The 24,670-nt window shown below is 44.0% G+C and carries 19 protein-coding genes and 1 pseudogene; 11 read left to right on the top strand and 9 right to left on the bottom strand.

Features of this window, described 5'->3' with window-relative positions:
- Positions 1–219 precede the first annotated feature (219 nt).
- The 6 genes from J4N43_RS11635 to J4N43_RS11660 all read left to right on the top strand — a co-directional run bounded on the left by J4N43_RS11635 (position 220) and on the right by J4N43_RS11660 (position 5,379).
- The gene (locus tag J4N43_RS11635) at positions 220–1,134 is read left to right on the top strand and encodes a TIGR01777 family oxidoreductase (protein WP_053350441.1); all 915 of its coding nucleotides are present in this window, start codon (positions 220–222) and stop codon (positions 1,132–1,134) included.
- A 44-nt stretch (positions 1,135–1,178) separates the two neighbouring features.
- Complete coding sequence (locus J4N43_RS11640) at positions 1,179–2,006, top strand: SDR family oxidoreductase (protein WP_053350440.1); 828 nt, start codon at positions 1,179–1,181, stop codon at positions 2,004–2,006.
- Between the two features lie 472 nt (positions 2,007–2,478).
- Positions 2,479–3,333 (top strand): co-chaperone YbbN, encoded by an 855-nt coding sequence (locus J4N43_RS11645; RefSeq protein WP_033906924.1) that lies wholly within the window; start codon positions 2,479–2,481, stop codon positions 3,331–3,333.
- 159 nt (positions 3,334–3,492) lie between these two features.
- Positions 3,493–4,410, top strand: coding sequence for an SPFH domain-containing protein (locus tag J4N43_RS11650; protein ID WP_005382060.1), 918 nt, complete (start codon positions 3,493–3,495; stop codon positions 4,408–4,410).
- Between the two features lie 3 nt (positions 4,411–4,413).
- Entirely contained in the window at positions 4,414–4,875 is a 462-nt protein-coding gene (locus J4N43_RS11655; protein WP_005382058.1) for an NfeD family protein, read from the top strand.
- 324 nt (positions 4,876–5,199) lie between these two features.
- The gene (locus J4N43_RS11660) at positions 5,200–5,379 is read left to right on the top strand and encodes a hypothetical protein (RefSeq protein ID WP_086046573.1); all 180 of its coding nucleotides are present in this window, start codon (positions 5,200–5,202) and stop codon (positions 5,377–5,379) included.
- A gap of 336 nt (positions 5,380–5,715) precedes the next feature.
- Here J4N43_RS11660 and J4N43_RS11665 read toward each other — a convergent pair whose 3' ends face one another.
- From J4N43_RS11665 to zipA, 3 genes are all read right to left on the bottom strand, one after another.
- Positions 5,716–7,125 (bottom strand): OprD family porin, encoded by a 1,410-nt coding sequence (locus J4N43_RS11665; RefSeq protein ID WP_005382055.1) that lies wholly within the window; start codon positions 7,123–7,125, stop codon positions 5,716–5,718.
- 510 nt (positions 7,126–7,635) lie between these two features.
- Positions 7,636–9,648 carry an NAD-dependent DNA ligase LigA gene (gene ligA, locus J4N43_RS11670; protein WP_017819968.1) on the bottom strand — a complete coding sequence of 671 codons (2,013 nt, stop codon included), beginning with the start codon at positions 9,646–9,648 and terminating at the stop codon, positions 7,636–7,638.
- A 90-nt stretch (positions 9,649–9,738) separates the two neighbouring features.
- Complete coding sequence (gene zipA, locus J4N43_RS11675; RefSeq protein WP_017819969.1) at positions 9,739–10,695, bottom strand: cell division protein ZipA; 957 nt, start codon at positions 10,693–10,695, stop codon at positions 9,739–9,741.
- 251 nt (positions 10,696–10,946) lie between these two features.
- Here zipA and cysZ point away from each other — a divergent pair, with 251 nt between their 5' ends.
- The 5 genes from cysZ to crr all read left to right on the top strand — a co-directional run bounded on the left by cysZ (position 10,947) and on the right by crr (position 15,877).
- Positions 10,947–11,690, top strand: a complete 744-nt coding sequence (cysZ, locus tag J4N43_RS11680; RefSeq protein ID WP_025767003.1) for a sulfate transporter CysZ — start codon at positions 10,947–10,949, stop codon at positions 11,688–11,690.
- Positions 11,691–11,854: 164 nt separating this feature from the next.
- Positions 11,855–12,823, top strand: coding sequence for a cysteine synthase A (gene cysK / locus J4N43_RS11685; protein WP_005382045.1), 969 nt, complete (start codon positions 11,855–11,857; stop codon positions 12,821–12,823).
- 300 nt (positions 12,824–13,123) lie between these two features.
- Positions 13,124–13,381 carry an HPr family phosphocarrier protein gene (locus tag J4N43_RS11690; protein WP_005382043.1) on the top strand — a complete coding sequence of 86 codons (258 nt, stop codon included), beginning with the start codon at positions 13,124–13,126 and terminating at the stop codon, positions 13,379–13,381.
- A 140-nt stretch (positions 13,382–13,521) separates the two neighbouring features.
- Positions 13,522–15,246 (top strand): phosphoenolpyruvate-protein phosphotransferase PtsI, encoded by a 1,725-nt coding sequence (gene ptsI / locus J4N43_RS11695; protein ID WP_005389298.1) that lies wholly within the window; start codon positions 13,522–13,524, stop codon positions 15,244–15,246.
- Between the two features lie 121 nt (positions 15,247–15,367).
- The gene (gene crr / locus J4N43_RS11700) at positions 15,368–15,877 is read left to right on the top strand and encodes a PTS glucose transporter subunit IIA (RefSeq protein WP_005382041.1); all 510 of its coding nucleotides are present in this window, start codon (positions 15,368–15,370) and stop codon (positions 15,875–15,877) included.
- A gap of 93 nt (positions 15,878–15,970) precedes the next feature.
- Here the strand turns inward: crr and J4N43_RS11705 are convergent, their stop codons facing one another.
- The 6 genes and pseudogenes from J4N43_RS11705 to flgJ form a co-directional block, all read right to left on the bottom strand.
- Positions 15,971–17,095 carry a flagellin gene (locus J4N43_RS11705; protein WP_047102906.1) on the bottom strand — a complete coding sequence of 375 codons (1,125 nt, stop codon included), beginning with the start codon at positions 17,093–17,095 and terminating at the stop codon, positions 15,971–15,973.
- A gap of 116 nt (positions 17,096–17,211) precedes the next feature.
- Positions 17,212–18,344 (bottom strand): annotated as a pseudogene (locus tag J4N43_RS11710) (flagellin).
- A 506-nt stretch (positions 18,345–18,850) separates the two neighbouring features.
- On the bottom strand, positions 18,851–20,005 hold the full coding sequence (locus J4N43_RS11715) for a flagellin (RefSeq protein WP_005382038.1): 1,155 nt from the start codon (positions 20,003–20,005) through the stop codon (positions 18,851–18,853).
- Positions 20,006–20,432: 427 nt separating this feature from the next.
- Positions 20,433–21,626 (bottom strand): flagellar hook-associated protein FlgL, encoded by a 1,194-nt coding sequence (gene flgL / locus J4N43_RS11720; protein ID WP_005382037.1) that lies wholly within the window; start codon positions 21,624–21,626, stop codon positions 20,433–20,435.
- A 13-nt stretch (positions 21,627–21,639) separates the two neighbouring features.
- Positions 21,640–23,580: a flagellar hook-associated protein FlgK gene (flgK, locus tag J4N43_RS11725; protein WP_158159581.1), complete on the bottom strand. Its 1,941-nt coding sequence runs from the start codon at positions 23,578–23,580 to the stop codon at positions 21,640–21,642.
- 160 nt (positions 23,581–23,740) lie between these two features.
- Positions 23,741–24,667 (bottom strand): flagellar assembly peptidoglycan hydrolase FlgJ, encoded by a 927-nt coding sequence (gene flgJ, locus J4N43_RS11730; protein WP_031779079.1) that lies wholly within the window; start codon positions 24,665–24,667, stop codon positions 23,741–23,743.
- Between the last annotated feature and the right edge of the window lie 3 nt (positions 24,668–24,670).

Genomic DNA, 24,670 nt, shown 5'->3' on the forward strand with positions numbered 1-24,670 from the left:
GTTCCAATGAGCGATAACTTCTAGTCTGGCATAGATTTCACTCTTCTACCGTGAATGCACTAGCGCCATCTATAACATTTAGTTACATATTTTCTAATATGTGAAGTTAATAGTATCTCTGCCAGCTTGTCACTATCCCAGAAATAATGGTGTTGAGATGATCAAGCTAAGCACAAAGCGACTATAATGTTCTAATACGTGTACATTCAAAGAGATAACATGAAGATATTACTCACAGGTGGCACTGGGTTTATTGGCTCGGAGTTGCTCAAGCTGCTATCAACTCACCAGGTTATGCTACTTACACGCTCTCCAGAGCGAGCAAAACAACGCCTACAGCATGCTGATCTGGGTAATATCGAATACCTTGACTCGCTCGAGTCGTTCGCCGATCTCAATCACGTTGATGCCGTCATTAATCTTGCAGGTGAGCCTATTGCGGATAAAAGGTGGACCAGCGAGCAAAAAGAAAAAATCTGCAAAAGTCGTTGGAAAATTACCGAACAAATTGTTGAGCTGTTCCACGCTAGTACCGAACCTCCTTCTGTTTTTATTAGTGGCTCGGCAGTTGGCTACTATGGTGATCAACAAGACCATCCGTTTGATGAGTGCTTACATGTTAATAGCGACGACTTTCCTCACGAGGTTTGTGCAAAGTGGGAGCAAATAGCCAAGCGCGCAGAGTCGGAGCAAACTCGGGTTTGTCTAATGAGAACTGGCGTGGTACTCGGCCTTAATGGTGGTGCGTTGGCAAAGATGCTATTACCTTACAAGCTTGGCGTAGGCGGCCCACTTGGGAACGGTAATCAGTACATGCCTTGGATTCACATCCTAGATATGGTCCGCGCCATCATGTACTTGCTTGAAACACCACATGCCCACGGTGCATTCAATATGTGCGCCCCCCATCCTGTGACTAATCGTATATTCAGCGGCACACTAGCTAAAACGCTAAAACGTCCGCATATCTTGTTCACGCCTAAATGGGTGATGGAACTCCTAATGGGAGAATCTTCCTGCTTATTGTTTGATAGCATGAGAGCCAAACCCAAAAAACTCACCGAACTGGGCTTTAAATTTAGCTACTCCAGAATAGAGCCAGCACTCAAGCACTTGCTTCATGACCGGAGCTGATGAATGATGGCTCCAATCAATGCTTCTGAGTCTTAAATTAAATTATGAAAAAGTCGATTCTTATTACGGGTTGTTCAACCGGCATCGGTTACGTGTGTGCTCACGCCCTACAAAACAAGGGATTTAATGTCATTGCATCTTGCAGGAAAGAACAAGATGTCCAGCGCCTAATTAATGAAGGGCTAACCTGCATCAATCTAGACCTAAATAACCCAGAAAGCATTTCTTCGGGCGTGATGCAAGCGCTAGAATTAGCAGAAGGTAAGCTTTACGCAGTGTTCAATAATGGTGCCTATGGTCAGCCCGGAGCACTGGAAGACTTACCCACCGAGGCTCTTCAAGATCAATTTCAGACCAACTTTTTTGGTTGGCACCAGTTGGTCAGAGAAGTGCTTCCTCATATGCGCCAGCAAGGCGAAGGACGCATCATACAAAACAGCTCTGTTCTTGGTTTTGCCGCAATGAAATACCGTGGTGCCTATAATGCATCAAAATTTGCCTTAGAAGGCTGGACAGATACGCTCAGGCTAGAGCTTGCGGATACGAATATCAAAGTGGCATTGATAGAACCAGGACCGATCGAAACTCAATTTAGAAACAATGCATTACGAGCCTTTGAGAAGTGGGTTGATATTGAATCTAGCCCCCATCGTCATGCTTATGAAGGACAAAGAGAGCGACTCAACAACGACAAGTCTAATAATCGATTTGTTTTGCCTGCAGAGTCTTGCATCGCACCAGTTCTTCATGCATTAACTAGCGTTTCACCGAAAATTCGTTATCGAATTACTACACCGACTAAATTATTCGCAGTCTTGAAAAGACTATTACCAACCCGTGTACTTGATAAAATTTTGCGACAGGCTGCATAAAAAAGTTTTGTCGAAATGTAATTTCACCGTAACAATGTGATGTCATTATGAACATGTAGGTTAAAAAAGCCTCAACTAAACGAATCAATTTCTACGCAATTCAGCGGGGATTCTTTCGCCCAAAGTGATTGAGTTGCTTAGATTTGGTATCGCCACCCATTACGTTTTGTAGCAATGTTTATACTACTGCGAGGCAACAATGACATTAAATCAGCTTAACTGGCTTAGTGTGGGTGTAGTGTTGACCATGTTCATCCTATTTTGATACCGCACTAACAAATAGCATTAGAATTGCGCTGCTTCGGCAGCGTTTTCTTTTTATCTAACACCTGAGCAGCAATAACCTCACTCTGTTACCTCACGTTTTCTCAAAATAGAATGATTCATTATTGATGGTGAATGTCGCTTGAATTTCACCTAAATCAACTCCATATCTAATATCAACGACAAGACACAAGGCAAGGATACTCTGATGCAATCCCCATTTATCGTTGAGATAACAGAACAGAACTTTCGCGAAACGCTTGAAGGTTCAATGAACACGCCCGTTTTGATCCACTTTTGGGCCAACGCTCAACCAGAAAGCGCACAGATACTCCCTGAGTTGCAATCTCTTGCTCAACAGTACAACGGTGCATTTACGCTTGCTCTACTAAATTGTGAAGTTCAGCCCGCTTTAGCGTCTCAATTTGGCGTGCAAGTATTGCCAACTATCGCGCTGTTTATAAATGGTCAAGCCGTCGATGGTCTGGGAGGCCCCCAGCCAATTGATGCCATTGCCACCATGCTACAAAAGCATTTGCCAAGCCCAGATGAACAACTATTAAAACAAGTCAGTGAACTTCTTCAGCAAAGTGAGCATGCTCAGGCTTTGAGCATCATCCACACTTTGCCGCCAGAGCTGCAAGAGCGTGGTGATGTGAAACTCGCGATGGCTGATTGTTTGCTAGAAACCAAACAATTTGATATTGCCCAAGAACTACTGAACGCTATCCCTCTCGAGTATCAAGATAACTACTACAAGAGCCTAATAGCCAAGCTCGAGCTGCATTTGCAGGCTGCAGATAGCCCTGAATTACAGCGACTAGAACAAGCATACGCAGCAGACATGGCAAACTTCGAACTCGCTTGTGAATTGGCGGTACAATACAACCAAGTTGGTCGGGATGAAGAAGCGTTGGAACTGCTGTGGAATATTCTTAAAAAAGACTTGGGCGCCCAAGACGGTGAAGTGAAGAAGACTTTTATGGATATTCTCAGTGCACTAGGTCAAGGTAACGCATTAGCAAGCAAATATCGTCGCCAGCTTTACTCAATTTTGTACTAAGCGCCGCATTCTTCTAGGAATAAGACAACAAAGGCCGGTGTTTCCGGCCTTTGTCATATAAAAAACCAATAACCTATCAAAGGTCTCAGAACTTCAATTGTCTATTGTCTATAAATAGGTAAAAATGGATCGAATATTATGCACTTAAGGGAATAACTCATGCCAATTGATTCACTGATCACCATCGGTATTTTCGTCGTTCTTGCTGTCGTTATCTTATCTTCAGCCATTAAAACGGTTCCGCAAGGAAACAACTGGACAGTTGAACGCTTCGGACGCTACACCCACACATTAAAGCCGGGTTTAAACTTGATCATTCCATTCGTTGATAAAGTTGGTCAAAAAGTAAACATGATGGAGCGCGTTCTCGATATTCCTGCGCAAGAGGTCATTTCAAAAGATAACGCTAACGTGGTTATTGACGCTGTCGGATTTGTTCAAGTGATCGATGCTGCAAAAGCGGCTTATGAAGTCAACGACTTAGAACACGCTATTAGAAACTTGACCCTTACGAACATTCGTACCGTTTTAGGTTCAATGGAACTGGACGAAATGCTGAGCCAACGCGACATGATCAACTCTAAGCTGTTGGCGATTGTTGACCAAGCAACAAACCCTTGGGGCGTAAAAGTCACACGAATTGAGATTAAAGATGTCCAGCCACCAGCCGATCTGACCGCTGCAATGAATGCGCAAATGAAAGCCGAGCGTAATAAGCGTGCGGAAATTCTTGAAGCAGAAGGGGTTCGCCAAGCTGAGATATTAAAGGCCGAAGGTCATAAACAATCAGAGATATTAAAAGCTGAAGGCGAAAAGCAGTCTGCTATTCTCCATGCAGAAGCACGTGAGCGTGCCGCGCAAGCAGAAGCAAAAGCGACTTACATGGTTTCCGAAGCCATTGCAAAAGGTGACATGCAAGCCGTCAATTACTTCATTGCACAGGGCTATACCGAAGCGATCAAGAGCATTGGTCAAGCCGAAAATGGTAAAATCATTATGCTTCCATTAGAAGCAACCGGACTAATGGGCTCGGTTGCAGGGATAGCAGAAATGTTTAAACAGCAAGATAAAGAATAATTTATGGACTTTTTTAGTTTGTTGGAAGGTATCTCTTTCTGGCATTGGCTAGCGTTTGGCTTTGCTCTTTTAGCAGTTGAGCTACTTGGTACCGCAGGGTATTTTCTCTGGCTCGGGATGTCTGCACTTATCGTTGGAGCCATCATGACCGTTTTGCCAATGAGCTGGCAATTGCAATGGCTTTGCTTTGCAAGCTTCAGCTTAATCACCACCTGGCTTTGGTGGCGACGACAATGGTCTAAAGACAAGCAAGAAGACCAAGAAAGAGATCTGAACCAAAAGTACAAGCAGTTAATTGGGCGTACTCTTATCCTTGAAGAAGACTTTTCCGTCGGACTCAATCGCATCAAGGTAGCCGATACCACATGGTCCGCACAATCGGATCAAGCACTTCCAGCCGGTACCCGCGTAAGAATCACCGATGTTGAAGGTATTATTTTAATCATTGAGCCTGATTCTAATTAATTTATGCCAAAGTAATGGGGCAAATCATGCTCCATTACTTTAATCTAAACAACTGCTTTCATTTCATTACCTTAATTAAAATCGAGAAAAAAATAAGTATTAGTAATATTATTAATACCCTACCTACCATTTCCTATTATTTAATTATTCAACACACGACAATCAATAAGATAGAAATATATCTAGGTAAATTATCGATCTAAATTTATTTTAAAAAATAAAACTTTATTGAATTATTTTTTGATCTTTTTATCCTCGGATACATACTTAACGCATAAGCATTTAAGTTAAGTGCTTTTTATTTGGTAAGTAAGAGGATGTACTATGAATAAGCTTCTCTTTTTAATGATGTGCGGTATTTTTTCTTTTTCTTCCTTTGCCTACAACAACGGAAACGGCGGTACAACTAATTTGGGACCTATAGTCGAATGTAAGATGCCAAGTGGCGACGTTACGAATATTCCAAGTGAAATGTGTCGATTTAGAGGTGGGGAATGGGAATAGTAAAGAAGTAAGAGCTTAGTTTGATATAAGAGCCCTTTTCAACCTTACCTTTCTGCGTAGTCACGGTTTATACAAGTACGTAGATATTTAAAGTTTATATTGAGGTGATGATTATGAGATTTTTATCTGGTCTATTAGTAATATCTTTTGCCATAATTCCGTTAACCACTCATGCTAATGGTGCATCCGGTGGTCGTACGTTAGGCCCAGAGATAAAGTGTGAGTTGCCAAACGGTAATGTACATATGTTGCCACCGTTATATTGCAAAATATACGACGGCCGAGAAGTGAAATAGAAAAGGAGCCTAGCGGCTCCTTTTATTATCTCATTAAGTATTAGTGGAAGCTGTAAGGGATAAGAACTTGTAGACGTAAGTCTGTTTCATCCGCATCGCCAGCACCTGCGTACTCATCACGTTCTAGGATTGTACCGTGTAAACGAATGGTAGAACCTTTAAGCGCGCCACTTTGTAGTGAGTAAGATACTGTTGCGTTAACTGCGTATTCGCTTTCGTAATCCCAGTCACCTGATGCTCCGCTTGCTGCAGAGTCAGCGCCAGTACCGTAACCAAAGCCTAGGTAGTAGTTCCAGCCGTTACCTTGGTTGTAAGATAGACGGTTGTACCATGCTAGCTCACCCGCTTTGTTCCAGTCAGACAGCGCGTCCCACCACTGAGACCAAGTACCATTGTTCATACCATATGTATGAATAGTACGAGGAACGAAGTCCGCACGGTTATCTGTGTCTGTGTAGCGCAACTCAGACATCCAAGCTAGCTTGCCGAAAGATTGATTCAAAGATAGACCAGTGTGGAAACCTAGACCATCGTATTTCACATCATCGTCAACACCGTAGAAATCAAATGCTAGAGTTGTACGGTCACTAACAGTGTACTTCAAGTAAGCCTTGTAAGAAGTGTTGTCAGTTTCGTTGTGGTAGCTAGTTACTTGACCTGCACCCCAGTCAACACCATTTGCATATTGAACGCCAGTAGCTTGACCCAAACCAAGTTGCATAAACAAGCTGTCAGTTAGGTTACCGTTTAGGCCTAGAGAGTGTAGGTAGCTCCATGAAGTGTCAGACCAAAGCGCTGGTGCGTAATCATCTTCGTGAAGCAGCCAAGGTGCTGTAAATTGGTCTGCGCCAAAGTAGCTTAGGTTGAAATCACCAAGTTTAGCGTTTAGTTCGAAACCACGGTAAGTACCAGGTACAAAGCTCCAAACGTTACCGATTGTACCGTTACCACCAGCCTGTAACATACCGAAACGAGCATTAAAGTTTTCGTTTGCTTTGAATTTCAGCGCTGCTTTGTAAACTTTAAGCTGCTGACCATCACCTGCACCCCAGTCTAGGTTGTTACAAGTTGAGATTTCGTTACATAGGTAGCCTTCGTTTGAATTGTAAAGACTATCGTTGTAAAGATCGCCAGAGTAGTAAGCCGCAACATCTGCGCCCACCCAACCATCGTGGTAGCCAGAAGTGAAGTCTAAAATTGCGTTGTAAGAAGAGTAGTTTAGACGACTCCAACGGTCACCATTTTCACCGCCGGGCTTACCTGTTGTACGAGTTCGTGAACGAGTATCAACTATGAATAATGCATTCAGACTTGAGTCTTGCATAAATTCGTTCACTTTCTCTACGTACTCGCCACCTGCTGCACTTTCAGTAGACGCTGTAGCTGGAGCGACAGCAACAACACCAAACATTGCTGCGGTTAACGCTGAAACCTTAAAAAATTTGTCCATGGAAAAACTCCTAAAAATGGATATAGCTGTATTTTTCTATCTCACCTTTAGTTGGCCGCCGAAGGAGAGAAGTAAATTCCTGATCAAACCTCATTATTTCTAATTTGGCTTTTTTTAGTTCCTGCATACACACCGTGTATCCACGTGATTAAGACTAACTTCGCAGCTAAAAACATCCAAATGGAACTTATTTTTTTTCTAAAAAAATATGAGCCACTCCAAAGTTCCATATAACTTATTGATCCAGATCTTATTTTTAACAACACCAACACAACTCAACAAAATATCATTTAAAATCAAACATTTAAATTTAGCCTGAAAGTATCAACTTGAAGTCACTCGCAGACTAAAAAAGCCAAAAAAACCAATAACCCAAGGTTCGATCTTGATCACTGAAAAGAACAAAGGCATCAATTACTCAATAAAAAAACACTTAATTATGAACAAGAAAAAGCCCCGCATGCTTACCATACGGGGCTTTTAGTTATTTTTTAGCTTTTTTGAGAAGACTTAATTCATCAATTCGAGTAAGTCTTGTTCTGTTTTAATTTCGATACCCAGTTCTTGTGCCTTTGCGAGCTTCGAACCTGCATTTTCACCAGCAAACAAAATATCGGTTTTCTTAGAAACACTACCCGTCACTTTAGCCCCCAGTGCTTGGAGGGCTTCTTTGGCTTCTGTACGCCCCAGTTGAGAAAGTGTTCCCGTTAATACTACTGTTTTACCTTCTAATGGTAATTCCCCCACCTGCTCAGTAGTATTAATCTCTGGCCAATGAATTCCTTGTTCAAGCAAATCTTTAACCACCGCTTGGTTCTGTTCTTCACTAAAGAAAGTCGTAATATGTTGAGCAACCACAGCACCGATGTCTTGCACTTCAATCAACTGCTCTTCGGTAGCATTTTGGATCGCTCCCAACGTTTTAAAGTGCATTGCTAAGTTTGCTGCGGTTGCCTCGCCAACTTCACGGATCCCCAGTGAATACAAAAACCGAGGTAAAGTTGTTTCTTTGGATTTTTCTAACGCATTCACAATATTCTGCGCAGACTTTGGCCCCATGCGATCTAGTACGGTTAAAATCCCCGCTGATAACTTAAATAAGTCAGCAGGAGTTTTCACCATCTCACGATCAACAAGCTGCTCGATCACTTTATCGCCTAAACCGTCAACGTCTAACGCTTTACGAGAAACAAAGTGTTTTAGCGCTTGTTTGCGTTGGGCTTGGCAAACTAAGCCCCCCATACAACGTGTTACCGCTTCTCCTTCGATCCGCTCAACATGCGAACCACAAACAGGACACTGAGTTGGGAAAACAATATCTCGAGCTGTTTCTGGTCGACGCTCTTTGATGACAGAAACGACTTGCGGAATAACATCGCCAGCACGGCGGATCACAACGTGATCACCAATCTTGACTTGCAGACGTTCTATCTCATCTGCGTTATGAAGCGTCGCATTACTTACCGTTACCCCACCAACAAATACAGGCTCTAGTTTAGCAACAGGTGTAATCGCACCAGTGCGACCGACTTGGAACTCCACTTCATTCAGTGTCGTCATTTCTTCCTGAGCTGGAAATTTGTAGGCAATCGCCCAACGTGGAGCGCGAGCAACAAAACCCAGACGCTCTTGCACGGCAATATCGTCAATTTTAATAACGACACCATCGATCTCATAAGGGAGGGCATCACGACGCTGCAATATATCTTGGTAGTAAGCTTTTACATCCGCCAAGCTTTCAACTCGCTTAGTTTCCGGACACATTGGCAGTCCCCAAGATTTGATTTGCAAAAAGCGTTCGTAATGACTTGCTGCCAATTCTGCACCTTGCACCACGCCTACACTGTATGCATAGAAGCTAAGCGGACGAGAAGCCGTAATACGTGAATCCAATTGTCGTAAGCTACCTGCCGCAGCGTTACGTGGATTAACAAAGATTTTCTCGCCTTTCTTCCTTGCTAATTCATTGAGCTTTTCAAACCCAGCTTTCGGCATAAAGACTTCACCACGAACTTCAAGACGATTTGGCCAGTCATTACCTCTGAGTTTTAAAGGAATAGCTTTAATCGTACGCACATTCTCTGTGATGTTTTCACCCGTAGTACCATCGCCTCGAGTGGCCGCCTGAACTAAAACGCCATTCTCATATAACAAACTTACGGCGAGTCCATCCAATTTAGGCTCACAACAGTATTCTTTCACACTCTGGCTGCCCACGCGCTCTTGTGCGCGCTTGTGGAAACTATCGAGTTCACTATCATCAAACGCGTTATCAAGCGAAAGCATCGGTACTTCATGTGTCACTTGGCTAAACGCAGAGAGAGGTTGCCCACCGACACGTTGGCTTGGCGAGTCTACGGTTATTAAGTCAGGGTTCTCAGCTTCAATATCCAGTAACTCTCGCATTAAACGGTCGTACTCGGCATCAGGGATCTCTGGGTTATCTTCCACGTAGTAACGCACAGCGTGGTAATGCAACGACTCTTTTAGTTCTTCTAGTCGCTGAAGTACTGATTCAGACATAGTAAAGCCCCGTGTATTTTCAATCGGTGAGGTTGGGAAATCCAAGAAAAAGGGCTCCATCCGGAGCCCTATTATTATTTGCTGTTAAGATTATGCGTTAGCGGCATTAAACTCAACTATTTGACGTCGATAAGATGCTAAACGATCTGGCGTCATTAAGTTGCGCTGGTCATCAAGTACGTTACCACCTAAGTCATCAGCAATTTGCTGCGCAGTTCGGAGCATTAAGTTGAAGTTCTGTTCAGCCTCGCCATAACAAGGCAATGTCATGAAGAATGAAATACCCTTCGTTGTAAACTCAGCAGGATCAGCATGTTCAAACGTACCAGGGTGCATCATATTAGCGACGCTAAACAGCACTTTGCCGTTACCGGACAAGTCGACATGACGATGGAAAATATCCATCTCGCCATAAATTAGACCGTTTTGTTGCATACTTTCAAATAAAGCAGTACCAACAAATGGCTCTTCACCAGCACAGTGCACATTCAATACAATCACTTGCATTTCAGGTTCTGGCTTTGGCTCTTCCTTAGGCTCTGCAACGACAGGCTCACTAACCGTTTCGACTTGCTGTTCTTTCTCCGTAATATCAAACGCGGCGGGAATAACTTCTTCTTCCACAGCAGGCTGGAATGGCTCTTCAGCTACTGTTGCTTGAACAACAGGCTCAACGTCCTCTTCTTTATCTTTTTCTGCAACAAATGAAGGGATGTCATCCGGCTCCTGCTGCGTCTGTTTGACTTCAGATGGACCACCGAATAACGGGTCAGATTCAAACTTGTTGTCGAAAGAACTCGCCATCCCAAAATCTGGTTCTTTGCGATCTTTGCGAATGATCTCAAAGTCATCTTCAGGAGCGGGAGCGAAGTCTCGTTCTTTCTCAACAAGATCATTTTTGTCTTCTTGGTCAACATCCAGCTTACCAAGTGGCTTGTTACCAAACTTTGCTTTGCCTTCTTTTTTACTGCTCCATAAACCATGAAACAGTAATGCCGCGATGGCTAATGCGCCAACAACAATGAGTACGAATCGCAATTCCTGCATTATTTACTCTCAATATACTTGTTTTTACTACTCGCAGTTCCTTGAGCAGCAACCCAAGTGCAATAAATCTGAATGATACGTTTACTTTACCAAAACTATATGTAGATTTAGAACAACTTAATGCAAGAAGTTCCGTTTTTTGTTGTGATTCTTGCCACGATTCCACTTAACAAGACGTCATTTGTCAGGGCTTTGAAAGAAAAGTCCTCACAGGTACAATGAGTTTTCATTTACACGAAGCCAAAATAGACATGAAGAAAAACAATCAGCAGAGAACCGGGTTCGGTTATTTTCTATACGGGATACAATTGGCACTAGCCCCTAAAATCAGGCGCTTTGTCATCTTACCTCTACTTGCAAATATCTTGCTTGTAGGTGGCGCCATCTTCTATCTATTTTCAAACCTTAATATATGGATAGAAGGCTGGATTGGGCAGCTGCCTGAGTTTTTATCCTGGTTAACTTACATTCTTTGGCCTTTACTCGCTCTAACGATACTCGCTACCTTCTCCTATTTTTTCAGCACGCTCGCGAACTTTATCGCCGCGCCATTCAATGGCCTCTTGGCTGAAAAAGTGGAAGAGTACTTAACGGGACAAAAAGTAAATGATGATGGTTTCACTGCCGTCCTGAAAGATGTTCCTCGCGTTTTAGCTCGTGAGTGGAGAAAGCTCCTTTACATTTTACCTAAAGCAATAGGCCTATTCCTGTTATTGCTCATCCCTGCCCTTGGACAAACAGTAGGCCCATTTTTATGGTTTATCTTTACCGCCTGGATGCTCGCGATTCAATATTGTGACTACCCGTTTGATAACCACAAAATCCCATTTAACGACATGCGTTACAAATTGAAACAAAAGCAAGGTAAGGCCTATGGCTTTGGGGTATTGGTGTCTGTATTTACGACGATCCCAATTTTGAACCTCATTGTCATGCCTGTAGCAATATGTGGTGCAACCGCTATGTGGGTCGCGGAGTTTAAGCACCAACGATAGTCGATTAGAGATTAAGGAAAGGGATCAGCGCCAGCTTTTCCCTTTTCTTTTATCAAGTTCTGGGCCAACCTAATAAGATATAACTTTTTAATCCTTTTCCCTTTTTTTCATACCGCATATTCTTCTATCCATATTCACACAACGTGTAATGAAGGAACATCACTATGAGCAAAATCTACGAAGATAACTCTCTTACTATTGGTAATACACCTCTCGTTCGTCTAAACAAAGTAAGTAAAGGCAAAGTTCTCGCGAAAATTGAAGCGCGTAACCCTAGCTTCAGTGTTAAGTGCCGTATCGGTGCAAACATGATTTGGGAAGCAGAGAAAGCGGGCCTTCTTAAGCCAGGTGTAGAGCTTGTAGAACCTACCAGTGGTAACACAGGTGTTGCTCTAGCATTCGTAGCGGCTGCTCGCGGTTACAAGCTAACATTGACCATGCCTGAATCAATGAGCCTAGAACGCCGTAAGCTACTAAAAGCACTAGGCGCGAACCTCGAGCTGACTGAAGCGGCGAAAGGCATGAAAGGGGCGATTGCTAAAGCAGAAGAAATCGTAGCAAGCAACCCTGAGAAGTACCTACTTCTTCAACAATTTGACAACCCAGCGAACCCAGAAATCCACGAAAAGACTACGGGCCCTGAGATTTGGGAAGCGACAGACGGTGAAATCGACGTATTCGTTGCTGGTGTTGGTACGGGCGGTACTATCACAGGTACAAGCCGTTACATCAAAGGTGAAAAAGGCAAAGCCATCACTTCTGTTGCAGTTGAGCCAGCAGAGTCTCCGGTTATTGCACAAGCACTTGCTGGCGAAGAAATCCAACCTGCCCCACACAAAATTCAAGGTATCGGTGCTGGTTTCATCCCTGGTAACCTCGATTTAGACATTATTGACCGTGTTGAGCAAGTTACCTCAGAAGAAGCGATTGAGATGGCTCGTCGCCTAATGGAAGAGGAAGGTATCCTAGCTGGTATCTCATCTGGCGCAGCGGTTGTTGCAGCGAACCGACTTGCAGAACTACCTGAATTTGAAGGAAAAACAATTGTAACTGTCTTGCCAAGTTCCGGTGAGCGTTACCTAAGTACAGCACTCTTTGCAGGTATCTTTACCGAAAAAGAGAACCAACAATAATATGTGTTCAAATCAATTTTTAGTTTAAAAAAGCCCCGTTTAGGGGCTTTTTTGTTGATCCCTGCCCTACCTTTGGTAATATCAGGGTGTTTTATTTCTAGCTTCAAAATAAAGAAGCAGAACACAAAAAGGTTTCAAAGTGATTACGCACGCAAACAGTTGCGTAGTTACCAAACTTTTGACTAGTATCAGAACTGACGCGCTTTGAACTCTTCCCGTGCTAGCGCACAAGATGTAAAGCAGTTAAGCTAAAATCTGGTCACAAACTAACAAAAAAATACATTTATTGGGGTATATCACATGTACGAGAAGCAAGTAGAAATCACAGCAGAAAACGGCCTTCACACTCGTCCAGCTGCACAGTTTGTTAAAGAAGCAAAAGCATTCGACGCAGACATCACTGTGACTTCTAACGGTAAAAGCGCTAGCGCTAAGAGCCTGTTCAAACTACAAACACTAGGCCTAGTAAAAGGTACTCAAGTTACTATTTCTGCTGAAGGCCCACAAGCTCAGCAAGCAGTTGACCACCTAGTTGCTCTAATGGACCAACTACACTAATCCGGTCTCCTACTCCAGAAGCCATTTTGTGAAAGCAAAATGGCTTCGTTGGAAATAGGCTCAAAACTAAGCTAAAACTATTCGTTAGCGCACCCATTATTCTCCCGTTTTATAAAGTTGACCAAACTTAAGGTAAGGCTATGATTTCAGGCATCCTAGCATCTCCTGGTATTGCAATCGGTAAAGCACTACTACTTCAAGAAGATGAAATTGTCCTAAACACAAACACTATTTCTGACGATCAAGTAGAAGCTGAAGTTCAGCGTTTCTTTGACGCTCGTAACAAATCTGCAGCTCAGCTAGAAACTATCAAGCAAAAAGCGCTTGAAACGTTTGGCGAAGAAAAAGAAGCGATCTTTGAAGGTCACATCATGCTTCTTGAAGACGAAGAGCTAGAAGAGGAAATCCTAGCACTTATCAAAAACGACAAGATGACTGCTGATCACGCTATCCACTCAGTGATCGAAGAGCAAGCATGTGCTCTTGAGTCTCTAGACGACGAATACTTAAAAGAGCGTGCAACTGACATCCGCGATATCGGTTCTCGTTTTGTTAAGAACGCACTAGGCATCAACATTGTTTCGCTTAGCGATATCAACGAAGAAGTAATTCTTGTTGCTTACGACCTAACGCCATCTGAAACTGCACAAATCAACCTAGACTACGTGCTTGGTTTTGCTTGTGATATCGGCGGTCGTACATCTCACACTTCAATCATGGCTCGCTCACTTGAGCTTCCAGCTATCGTTGGTACTAACGACATCACGAAGAAAGTTAAGAATGGCGACATGCTGATTCTTGACGCAATGAACAACAAGATTGTTGTTAACCCATCAGAAGCTGAGCTAGAAGAAGCGAAAGCGGTTAAAGCAGCATTCCTAGCTGAAAAAGAAGAGCTAGCGAAACTGAAAGACCTACACGCAGAAACGACTGACGGTCACCGTGTAGAAGTTTGCGGTAACATCGGTACAGTGAAAGACTGTGACGGTATCCTTCGTAACGGCGGTGAAGGTGTTGGTCTGTACCGTACTGAATTCCTATTTATGGACCGTACTGCGCTACCAACTGAAGAAGAACAGTACCAAGCGTACAAAGAAGTTGCGGAAGCAATGAACGGTCAAGCTGTGATCATCCGTACTATGGATATCGGCGGCGATAAAGATCTCCCATACATGGATCTTCCAAAAGAGATGAACCCATTCCTAGGCTGGCGCGCTGTACGTATCAGTCTGGATCGTCGTGAAATCCTTCGTGATCAGCTACGTGGCATTCTACGTGCTTCTGCACACGGCAAACTGCGTATCATGTTCCCAATGATAATCTCTGTCGAAGAAATCCGTGAGCTTAAGAAAGCGATCGAAGAGTACAAAGAAGAGCTACGCGCTGAAGGCCACGCGTTCGACGAAAACATCGAAATCGGTGTTATGGTTGAAACTCCTGCTGCTGCTGCGATCGCACACCACTTAGCGAAGGAAGTGTCTTTCTTCTCTATCGGTACAAACGACCTAACTCAGTACACACTAGCGGTTGACCGTGGTAACGAGATGATTTCTCACCTATACAACCCACTATCACCTGCTGTACTTACTGTGATCAAGCAAGTTATCGACGCTTCTCACGCAGAAGGTAAATGGACTGGTATGTGTGGTGAACTTGCAGGTGACGAGCGTGCAACACTTCTACTTCTAGGTATGGGTCTGGACGAGTTCTCAATGAGCGGCATTTCAATCCCTAAAGTGAAGAAAGTAGTTCGTAACTCTAACTTCGCAGAAGTGAAAGCAATGGCTGAAGAAGCCCTTTCTCTACCAACAGCAGAAGAAATCGAAGCCGTGGTAGAAAAGTTTATTGCTGAGAAAGCTCAGTAATCGGTAGTACCAAGTAATTCAATACTTAATGGCCATTAGACGGCGAAAAAAGTCGTCTAATGAGCTATATTGGTATACTATAATTCGACAGAATAAAACCAAACCTTAGGAGCATGACACAATGGGTCTGTTTGACAAACTTAAGAAGCTTGTATCTGATGACAGCGCTGACGCTGGTGCTATCGAAATCATCGCGCCACTTTCTGGTGAGATTGTAAACATCGAAGACGTGCCAGATGTTGTTTTCGCTGAGAAAATCGTTGGTGACGGTATTGCTATCAAGCCAGCAGGCAACAAAATGGTAGCTCCTGTAAACGGTACTATCGGTAAGATCTTCGAAACTAACCATGCGTTCTCTATCGAGTCTGACGACGGTGTTGAGCTTTTCGTTCACTTCGGTATCGACACAGTTGAACTAAAAGGCGAAGGCTTCACGCGTATCGCTGAAGAAGGTCAAACTGTTAAAGCTGGCGACACTGTAATTGAATTCGATCTAGCTCTTCTAGAAGAGAAAGCGAAGTCAACGCTAACTCCAGTTGTTATCTCTAACATGGACGAAATCAAAGAGCTAAACAAGCTTTCTGGTTCTGTAACTGTTGGTGAAACTCCAGTTCTACGTGTAACTAAGTAATTTTTACTTAATCGAACACGAAAAAAACGCTGCCAATGGCAGCGTTTTTTATTATCTGACTTTTTTTGAGCGATGGGCATCGCTGAAACCCGCTCAGCTAAGTAATCCAAGTGCCGAACTCGGCCTTTGCTTTGCCTGAGCCAATAACGCAGTTGTCGCATCTTGGAGCACTTGAGAACGCACCATTTCCGTAGATTCTCTTGCGAAGTCTGTATCTCTTATTCGACTCTTGGATTCTGTAACACTCTGATTCACAGTATTTAAGTTATCCACCGAACCATTTACACGGTTCTGAAAGCTGCCAATTTCACTTCGGTGCGAATCAACGTACTTAATTGCTGCATCAATCACCCCAATTGAAAGCTGCGCCTTACCTGCCGTCGACATATCGATGTCATCCATTGTGACTAATTGACCAGCGCTCACATCAAGCTCATCCGCTAAACTCCCTTCGAGAACCACACCCTCTGGCGCCTTCATCGTAGAAGCGAAGAATTGCAGTTCATTGTTTTCCGTTACTGAAGCATTCACTATCGATTGTTGAGCATTGATGTAAGTGGCGACCTGTTCTATACGGTCACCCAATTTGAGTCCAATGGATTCCGTTTGGGTTTGCCCTTTACTGTCTTGGTATTCGACTTTGAGAGTTTGGTTATCTCCAGTGACTCGCCAATCTTTATCGACCGCATCACCAACATAATGCTGCCCTCCCATCTCTGGGATGTGGCTACGCATGTTACGTAACGTCAAAGAGATTGAATTAGCGTTCGCGCCAATATGGAAACTTTGTGAACCGTAAGATCCATCAAACAGGTTTTTATCCCCAAATGTTGTCGTAATCGCGACACGATCAAGCTCATCTTGCAGCGCTACGACCTCATATTGAATACTTTGCCGATCACTTGAGTCATAACTGCCGTTTGCTGCTTGAAGCCCCAGAGAGCGTAAGCGCTGCAATATGTCACTGCTTTCGTGCAATGCTCCCTCCGCTGTTTGAGCAACAGAAAAAGCGTCGTGCGCATTTCTTAAGGCGACATCAAGCCCTCTCGTTTGTACATGGAGAGTATTCGATATCTGTAAACCTGCCGCATCATCGCTCGCCGAGTTGATTCGAAACCCCGAAGTTAGGTTGCGTTGTGACTCAACATTTTGCGCAGCTGCTTGACTCAGGTGTCTCTGCGCCACCATCGCAGAAACATTGGAATTTAAAGAGATCATCTAATCGATATGAATGCCTTATCGAACATACTGTCAGGACACATCTGAATCGTTATAGCCAATAAGCAAAAAGCCAGGGATGAGCCTGGCTTTGGTTTCTTGCTTTGTTAAATTGATTAACCTAGCAGACTTAGCGCTGAGTTAGGCGCTTGTTTCGCTTGCGCAAGGATTGAGCTTGACGCTTGCGATAGAATTTGTGATTTGGTCATTGCCGTCGTTTCTTTCGCGAAATCTGTATCTTTGATACGGCTCTTCGACGCATTCACGTTCTCGTTAATGTTGTCCAAGTTGCTGATTGCGTGGTTGAAACGGTTCTGGAATGCACCTAGCTCTGCGCGGTGGCTGTCTACGTATTTCAGTGCCGCATCGATGATAGCAACAGATTCTTGTGCGCCACCAACTGAGGTTACGTCGATAGTATCTACTGTTACTTTTTTACCTTCGCCAAACCTAGTTCACCAGATAGACCGCCTGAAAACTCGACCTCGCCCTCAACTTTGTTGTTGCCAGCGAAGATTTGCAGTTTACCGTCTTGGTCTACTGAGGCTTTCACTAGGTCAGTTTGACCGTTAATGTAAGTCGCAAGCTCTTCGATATCGTCACCCGCCTTTGCGCTGATGTTGATTTCTTGCTCTTGGCCGTAGCTGTCCGTTAGGTTGATTTTTAGGTCGTTCTTACCTTCAGCAACGTTCCAGTCTTTACCTTTACCACTTTCAGCTTGGTAGCTCACACCGCCCATCATTTTGTTGTCTGAACGCATGTCTTTTAGCTCAAGCATCACTGCTTCACCGTTATCTGCACCGATTTGGAACGATTTCGCACCGTGTGTGCCGTTTAGTAGCTTGTTACCACCGAAAGAAGTGGTTTCTGCGATACGGTTTAGTTCGTCGTTGAGCGCGGTCACTTCTTCTTGAATCGCCACACGCTCTGATTTCGAGTTTGAGCCGTTTGCTGATTGCAGAGACAAGTCACGCATACGTTGAAGAATATTAGTGGTCTCATTCATTGCACCTTCAGCAGTTTGTGCAATCGAGATACCGTCGTTCGCGTTGCGAACCGCTACATCCAAACCACGGCTTTGTACGTTCAAACGGTTCGAGATTTGTAGACCCGCAGCGTCATCTTTTGCGCTGTTGATTTTAAAACCTGAAGACAAACGCTCCATAGAAGTTTGTTGAGCTGAGTTTGCGTTGTTTAGGTAACGCTGAGCGGTCATCGCTGATACGTTAGTGTTTACATTCACTGCCATGGTGATTTCTCCAATTGATTTTCCGGTGTAGCGGTTTCCGACGTCTCGGAAAACCAAGTAGTTCTCTCAAAGTTACCTCTATTAACGACACCAAATTCAGAAGCTTTAGAAAAAAGTTTAAAAAAATAACATTGCGAGATTTAGCTAATAAAATTGAAGAAAAGTAAGAAAAAGTGCTCAAGTTTCCACAAATCGAGCCGAGAGGGCTAAATTGTATAGAAAATCAGCAAAAGGAAACAATTAAAGGTAAGTTCGCAGACGATAGACGTGAAGATTAGAAAAGAAAAAGCCCCTTTTCCTTTGAGAGAACTGGGGCTAGGTTGGTCGCCAGAGCCTATGTGGAGATCAAGAGAAATGAACACATTTCCGGCATACCGAGTGCAACTTTACATTGAAAATGATTGGCAGGTGAGAGATGAGAGAGCCGCTCATTCTATTGTAAAGCTGCTTGCCAAAAGCCTGCATTCCCATCCACGTCTGAATGTATTGAGTACAGGCTAAGTAAACTACTGCAATAGTGACATTGCAGAGTTTGGCAACTGTTTCGCTTGAGCAAGAATCGATGTACCTGCTTGTTGCAAAATTTGTGCTTTGGTCATTTGCGTGGTTTCTTTCGCAAAATCTGTATCTTTAATTCGGCTGTTCGATGCGTCAACGTTTTCTTGGATATTCGCCAAGTTGTTGATGCTGTGACTCAAACGGTTTTGCTTCGCACCTAAGTCTGCACGTTGCGAGTCTACGTATTTCAGTGCCGAATCCAGCACAGAAATCGCGTTTTGAGAACCTTGTACCGTGGTCATATCAATATCTTGTACTGACGTTCTGATAGGTTCATCACTCAGGCCAAGCTCAGATGCTAATCCACCAGAAATAGAAATCTCACCCTGAACGTTTGGATGCGCGACAAAAACTTGCAACTTGCCATCTTCACTTACAGACGCATTAATCATATCAGACTGACCATTAATGTAAGTGGCAAGCTCTTCGATGTCGTCGCCCGCTTTGGCATTAATGTTGATTTCTAGATCATCAACATTGCCGTCTTCGTCTTCACCCATACCTGGTAGCGTGATCTTCAAGTCAGATTTAGCTGGGTCAACGCTCCAGTTTTTATCTTTACCGTTCTCAGATAAGAAGGTCACACCGCCCATGCGAGTATCGTCCGCACGAATGCTGGTGAGTCCCATGATCATGGCTTCACCTGAGCTCGCACCAATCTGGAATGCCGCTTCACCGAATGAGCCGTTCAATAGACGACGACCACCAAATGAAGTGGTTTCCGCAATACGGTTTAGCTCGTCAATCAATGCCATTGACTCTTCGTTGATCGCCTGACGCTCAGCTGGAGAGTTAGTACCGTTCGATGATTGAATCGCAAGGTCACGCATTCGTTGCATGACAGAGGTTGCCTCATTCATCGCACCTTCAGCGGTTTGTGCAATCGAGATACCATCGTTCGCGTTACGCATTGCGACATCTAGGCCACGAGACTGTGCAGTTAAGCGGTTAGAGATCTGTAGACCTGCCGCATCATCTTTTGCACTGTTAATCTTATGTCCTGAAGATAAGCGCTCCATCGACGTGTTTAATTCATCAGTCGCTTTGTTTAGGTAACGCTGCGCGGTCATCGCGGAGACGTTAGTACTAACTGTTACAGCCATTTTGCTCTCCTGTTGAGTTCGCAAGCTTTTGCGAAGCGGCCAGCTTTACTCTCATTTGGATAAGCACTGACCGTAAAAGTTACTTGCTAAATCTGCCTTAAACGCAGGGTTTAGAATCTCTAAATCTGTTCTGATATTTTCAATGCAATTTGTGTGCCAACTTGCGTAAATTATTTAACTACTTTTAAAAGAATCAAATAAACAATAAGTTAGCTTTATCATTAAGCTATTTCCGGTTTGTCAGCCTCATCTTAGCCCAAGGGTATTGAACGCTGCCCTGTTGCCGCCCGACTTGCCTCCCGCATCATTGCCGCTTTGGGTAAAATCGTGCCGCATGACATCTCAGACTCTCAGGTTACGTCGACTTATCGCGCTTAAGGCTTTGCACATAAGGCATCAAAATCAGACAATGTGTATGAGTGTCATACTAGATGTAGTTAAACAACGTTAGATCTTTGGTCTTACCGAATGCTTGTTGCGATGCCTGTAACGCTCGCGAGTTTTCACTGAACTCGATCACGGCTTTGGAGTAATCCAAGTCCTCAAAGTTGCTCTTCGCTTTTGCCAGAGACAAATTAAAGTCTTCATGATTTTGCTCTTGGATATCCAGCGTACTCAATCGAGCACCGGCATCTGTACGCGCTTTATTCAAATGGATAAAAGCAGCGTGGAATTCTTCTGTCATTTGGTGCAATTTAGCAGTCGCCGACGTATCCGAAACCGATTTGTCTGACCATGCCATTGCATCCTTGAAGGTATCGAAAATGCTGAACTCTGCCCGCTTTTCGATCTCAATGCTGTCACCAGGCGTAATTTGGCCTTTTACGTGCACTTTCAGGCCTTTGTATTCAATCCCTTTCTCTGGTGAAAACTCATCGGCATCCACTACTTTGCCGTTACGCTCTAATTGGTAACCAAATTTGCCGTTATTCATATCGACAAATGTCACGCGATACGCCGCATCATCCTTAGCGTCAACGTTAGTAGCTTTGTTTAGCAACAGCTCAGAGCCGTTTTGTAGATCGTAATTTGGCTGATAGTCGCCAAATGGGTTTGGTATCTCCATAAACAGCTTGCTGCCGGGATCGTTCATTGGCATCTCAAGCATGCTGGAGACTTTCATTTTGCGCTGATAATCGTCCCCAGCGTATTGCACGCTACCATCTTTATCGCGATAAAATGGTTGGCTTTTTGGCTTAGTGCCAGCAAACACGTAGTTACCAGATTCATCTTGCGAGTTCACCAAGTTAAGGAAGTTGTTCGCAATCTCTTCTAGCTCACGCTTCTTTGCTTGTCGGTCTTCAGCAGAAAAGGCACCGTTAATCATCTCCATCGTTAAGCGCTTCGACTCGTCGGCAAAATTCTCCGCATTGGCGATATTAACTTCGTGGTTTTCTAGACGATTACGCACCAACACTATCGAGCTAAGATATTGTTGTAGCTGTTCTTGTTGCTGACTAATGTTTTGGATGTAATGCGCAGCGAGGGGGTCGTCACTAGGTTTCAGTAACTTTTTCCCTGAAGCAAGCTGCTCTTGGTTGTGGTGAACCTTATTCTCTTGACGACGCAGATCATTTTGTACGGACTGATAGTTATGGAAACTAGAAATTCGGGTTAGCACTTATCTCTTCTCCTTACCTCAGTTGTAAAATGGTATTGAAGGTATCGTTCGCCGCTTGCATCACACGTGATGAAGCCATGTACGCTTGTTGAAACTTCATCATGTTGGCCGCTTCTTCATCGAGGTTAACGCCAGAAATAGAAGCAACGCGCTCTTGCGCCGCTTCATGCTCTAAACGAGCGACGGAGGCTAAACGGTTTGCTGTAGAAGATTTCAGTCCAACTTCAGTATTGAGGTTATGATAAACATCGATCAAGGTACTAGATTTTCCATCCATCATCTTGTCTGTTTGGATCTTCTGCATTTTTCTCAAGTTGCCGTTACCACCTTCAGAAGGCACCAAGTTTGCGGTGAATTTATCATTCATCAGTGCGCCTTCGGTCAACTCAAACACGGTTGCATCGCCGTTTTTATACAGCGGATGGCTTTTCGGCACTGAGATTTCAATCATCGGGTTATCTTTATCTAACGGGTATGAGTATTTGTCCGATAGTAAATTACCCTTGTTATCCGTGATCTTTAACCACGGCTTATCATGCTTCTCGTCGGCTGGTTGTACGGTAACCTCAAACTCTTTAACATCCCCCGCCTCACGAATTTTAAACTTGGCGTTACCTTGTGCAAAAGTGGTTGAGGCTTCATAACTTTGTGCGGCAATAGCTTTTGCATCATTGGTTTCCATCTTTATGATGGCTGCACCACTTCTCGTTGGGCGGAGCAATACGCGCTCACCGGCGGCAAGGCCTTCACCGATTTGCACTTTCATACCATCCAGAACAAACGAAGAATCTGATTGATCAATGTTCAACGACATTTGCTCACCTTTCGGTGTTGTCACGCTATACTGGTCGCCATCATAACGTAGCGAATATTCACCACCTTTGATCGCTGAAATATCATCAATGTAAACCGCAACATCAGCTTGAGAGTCAGGCGCAGCAAAAACTCGAGATTTTGCCACCAGCTCAGAGTTCACGTCGGTAAATACGTCTTTACCTATCTTACCGTTAAGATCCAGACCTTGAGATTGCAGCTGATTAATTTTGTAGGAGAAACCCGTCGCTAAACGGCCCATTTCATCTTGCAGTTGTGGAATGTGTTTGTCGCGCATTTCAAGTAAAGCGCCGATTTTGCCATCCATATCATCAGACTTGATCGCTTTAATGCCATTTCCTTCCACCATTGCTAATCGTCTTTGATGAACATCCGGATAGCCATCGATCATTTTGAGCTGGCTTGCTTCCGTGCCAGAAACAAGTGTGTGTCCATTGCCGATATGAACATTAAACCCTTCTGCATTTTTGCGTGGGGTTACGGTAACTTTGGTGTACTCTGACAGCTCAGTAACCAGCTTTTCATGCTGATCCATCAGGTCATTATGTGGACCGGGAGTACGCATCATCAGTCGATGAATATCGCGAATTTCCAACGCAAGTTGGTTAACGCGCTCAATGCCCATATCCAATTTTTTATTGGTGACATCAGATTGCAGTCGAACGGTTTCATGGAAATCATTTAATGTATCAGAGAAGATTTTCGCCTTTTCCAATACCACTTTTCGTGCCCCTAAATCGTTCGGGGTATCTGCCATGGTTTTTACCGCATCGAACCACTCATTCAGGTTCTCGGGAATTTTCTTCGATGCCACAGAGCTCAACATGCTAGAGAGCATATCAAGATTGTCTTGGATATCCGTTTTGTTGGCATTGTTGGTCGACGACAGGTTCAGTTCATTCACGGCAAACTGATCCCACGAGCGGCGAACATTTTCCACATGCACACCCATGCCGTAGGTAGAACCACCAAACATGCGCGGATCATTCGTGCCTTGGATAACAGACTGACGGCTATAACCCTCTGTATTAACATTAGAAATGTTATGACCAGTGGTGTTTAATTGTCTCTGAGCAGTAAGCACACTTTGAGTACCTACATTCAGAAGATCTGACGCCATACATGCCCCCAAAAACGAAATATAAATCGGCAAAACCGATCACCTAGACACGTTAAAAGCAAAAGATGTGCCAAGTGATAGAAAGGCGTAGATATTCAGATAAAGTGAAGGCTTGCACTATGGCAAGCCTTCGAGAACGTCATAAATTGGCGCAGAGACATTACATACTTTCGATTTTATCCTTCACCTGCAGGACTTTATCTGCGTAGTTCGGATCGGTCGCGTAACCCGCACTGTGGATACCGCGAATAAACGACTCTGAATTCCCGCGTTGCTGCAATGCTGTCTCGTAACGTGGGTTGTCATTCAAAAATCGTACAAAGTCATTAAAGCTGTCTTCGTAACTTGAGTAGGAGCGAAACGCTGCCGTCTCTTTCACTGGCGTGTTATCGTGGAACTCTAAAGTTTGAGTCGTCACTTTGTCACCCTGCCAGCTTCGATCTGCTTTGATATTAAATAAGTTGTTGCTGCTGCCACGCGCGTTCTTCACCACCTTTTGCCCCCACCCCGTTTCCAAAGCGGCTTGCGCAAGTAGCAGAGATGGCTCGACTCCTAGGGCTTTCGCAGCTTTCTCCGCGTATGGCTTCATCGAGTTAACAAAGGATTCTGGTGAATCGAATCGAGTGGGTTCATTGCTTGGTCGAGATAGTTGACCAGATTCAATCAAGCGCTGTTCAATCTCGCGCGCTTTTTTCGGGTCAACACGACGATATTCCGCAGCATTGTTTGCCGCATCACGCATAGCCGTTTCTTTTTTGTCGTTCCCTTGCCCAGCCGTTAATTGCTTAACAATCATATCGGCCAGTCCCATTGAACCAGACGAACTCAATTCACTCGCCATCTGTTCATCCAACATTTGTCGGTAGAACTTCTCGTTTTGGCTGTTCATCATGTTGGACTCAAAGCCCTCATTGGCTTCACGCATGGATTTCAACATCATGGAGGTGAAGATCGATTCGAACTGACGAGCAGCCGCATGCAATGCTTCTTGCTCGCCATCTTTTCCCTCTTTCACTGCTTTTTGACGCAGAGTATCCAGAGAACTGATGTCATGGATAAAACCAATGTCGTTAGGATTGTTCATTATACC

Origin of the sequence: Vibrio sp. SCSIO 43009, assembly GCF_023716525.1 — a bacterium.
Taxonomy (GTDB): Bacteria; Pseudomonadota; Gammaproteobacteria; order Enterobacterales; family Vibrionaceae; genus Vibrio; species Vibrio alginolyticus.

Bases quoted from the DNA above. Each gene is read 5' to 3' on its own strand.
- J4N43_RS11635 (WP_053350441.1), top strand. From the start codon at position 220: ATGAAGATATTACTCACAGGTGGCACTGGGTTTATTGGCTCGGAGTTG.
- J4N43_RS11640 (WP_053350440.1), top strand. From the start codon at position 1,179: ATGAAAAAGTCGATTCTTATTACGGGTTGTTCAACCGGCATCGGTTAC.
- J4N43_RS11645 (WP_033906924.1), top strand. From the start codon at position 2,479: ATGCAATCCCCATTTATCGTTGAGATAACAGAACAGAACTTTCGCGAA.
- J4N43_RS11650 (WP_005382060.1), top strand. From the start codon at position 3,493: ATGCCAATTGATTCACTGATCACCATCGGTATTTTCGTCGTTCTTGCT.
- J4N43_RS11655 (WP_005382058.1), top strand. From the start codon at position 4,414: ATGGACTTTTTTAGTTTGTTGGAAGGTATCTCTTTCTGGCATTGGCTA.
- J4N43_RS11660 (WP_086046573.1), top strand. From the start codon at position 5,200: ATGAATAAGCTTCTCTTTTTAATGATGTGCGGTATTTTTTCTTTTTCT.
- J4N43_RS11665 (WP_005382055.1), bottom strand. From the start codon at position 7,125: ATGGACAAATTTTTTAAGGTTTCAGCGTTAACCGCAGCAATGTTTGGT.
- ligA (WP_017819968.1), bottom strand. From the start codon at position 9,648: ATGTCTGAATCAGTACTTCAGCGACTAGAAGAACTAAAAGAGTCGTTG.
- zipA (WP_017819969.1), bottom strand. From the start codon at position 10,695: ATGCAGGAATTGCGATTCGTACTCATTGTTGTTGGCGCATTAGCCATC.
- cysZ (WP_025767003.1), top strand. From the start codon at position 10,947: ATGAAGAAAAACAATCAGCAGAGAACCGGGTTCGGTTATTTTCTATAC.
- cysK (WP_005382045.1), top strand. From the start codon at position 11,855: ATGAGCAAAATCTACGAAGATAACTCTCTTACTATTGGTAATACACCT.
- J4N43_RS11690 (WP_005382043.1), top strand. From the start codon at position 13,124: ATGTACGAGAAGCAAGTAGAAATCACAGCAGAAAACGGCCTTCACACT.
- ptsI (WP_005389298.1), top strand. From the start codon at position 13,522: ATGATTTCAGGCATCCTAGCATCTCCTGGTATTGCAATCGGTAAAGCA.
- crr (WP_005382041.1), top strand. From the start codon at position 15,368: ATGGGTCTGTTTGACAAACTTAAGAAGCTTGTATCTGATGACAGCGCT.
- J4N43_RS11705 (WP_047102906.1), bottom strand. From the start codon at position 17,095: ATGATCTCTTTAAATTCCAATGTTTCTGCGATGGTGGCGCAGAGACAC.
- J4N43_RS11715 (WP_005382038.1), bottom strand. From the start codon at position 20,005: ATGGCTGTAACAGTTAGTACTAACGTCTCCGCGATGACCGCGCAGCGT.
- flgK (WP_158159581.1), bottom strand. From the start codon at position 23,580: ATGGCGTCAGATCTTCTGAATGTAGGTACTCAAAGTGTGCTTACTGCT.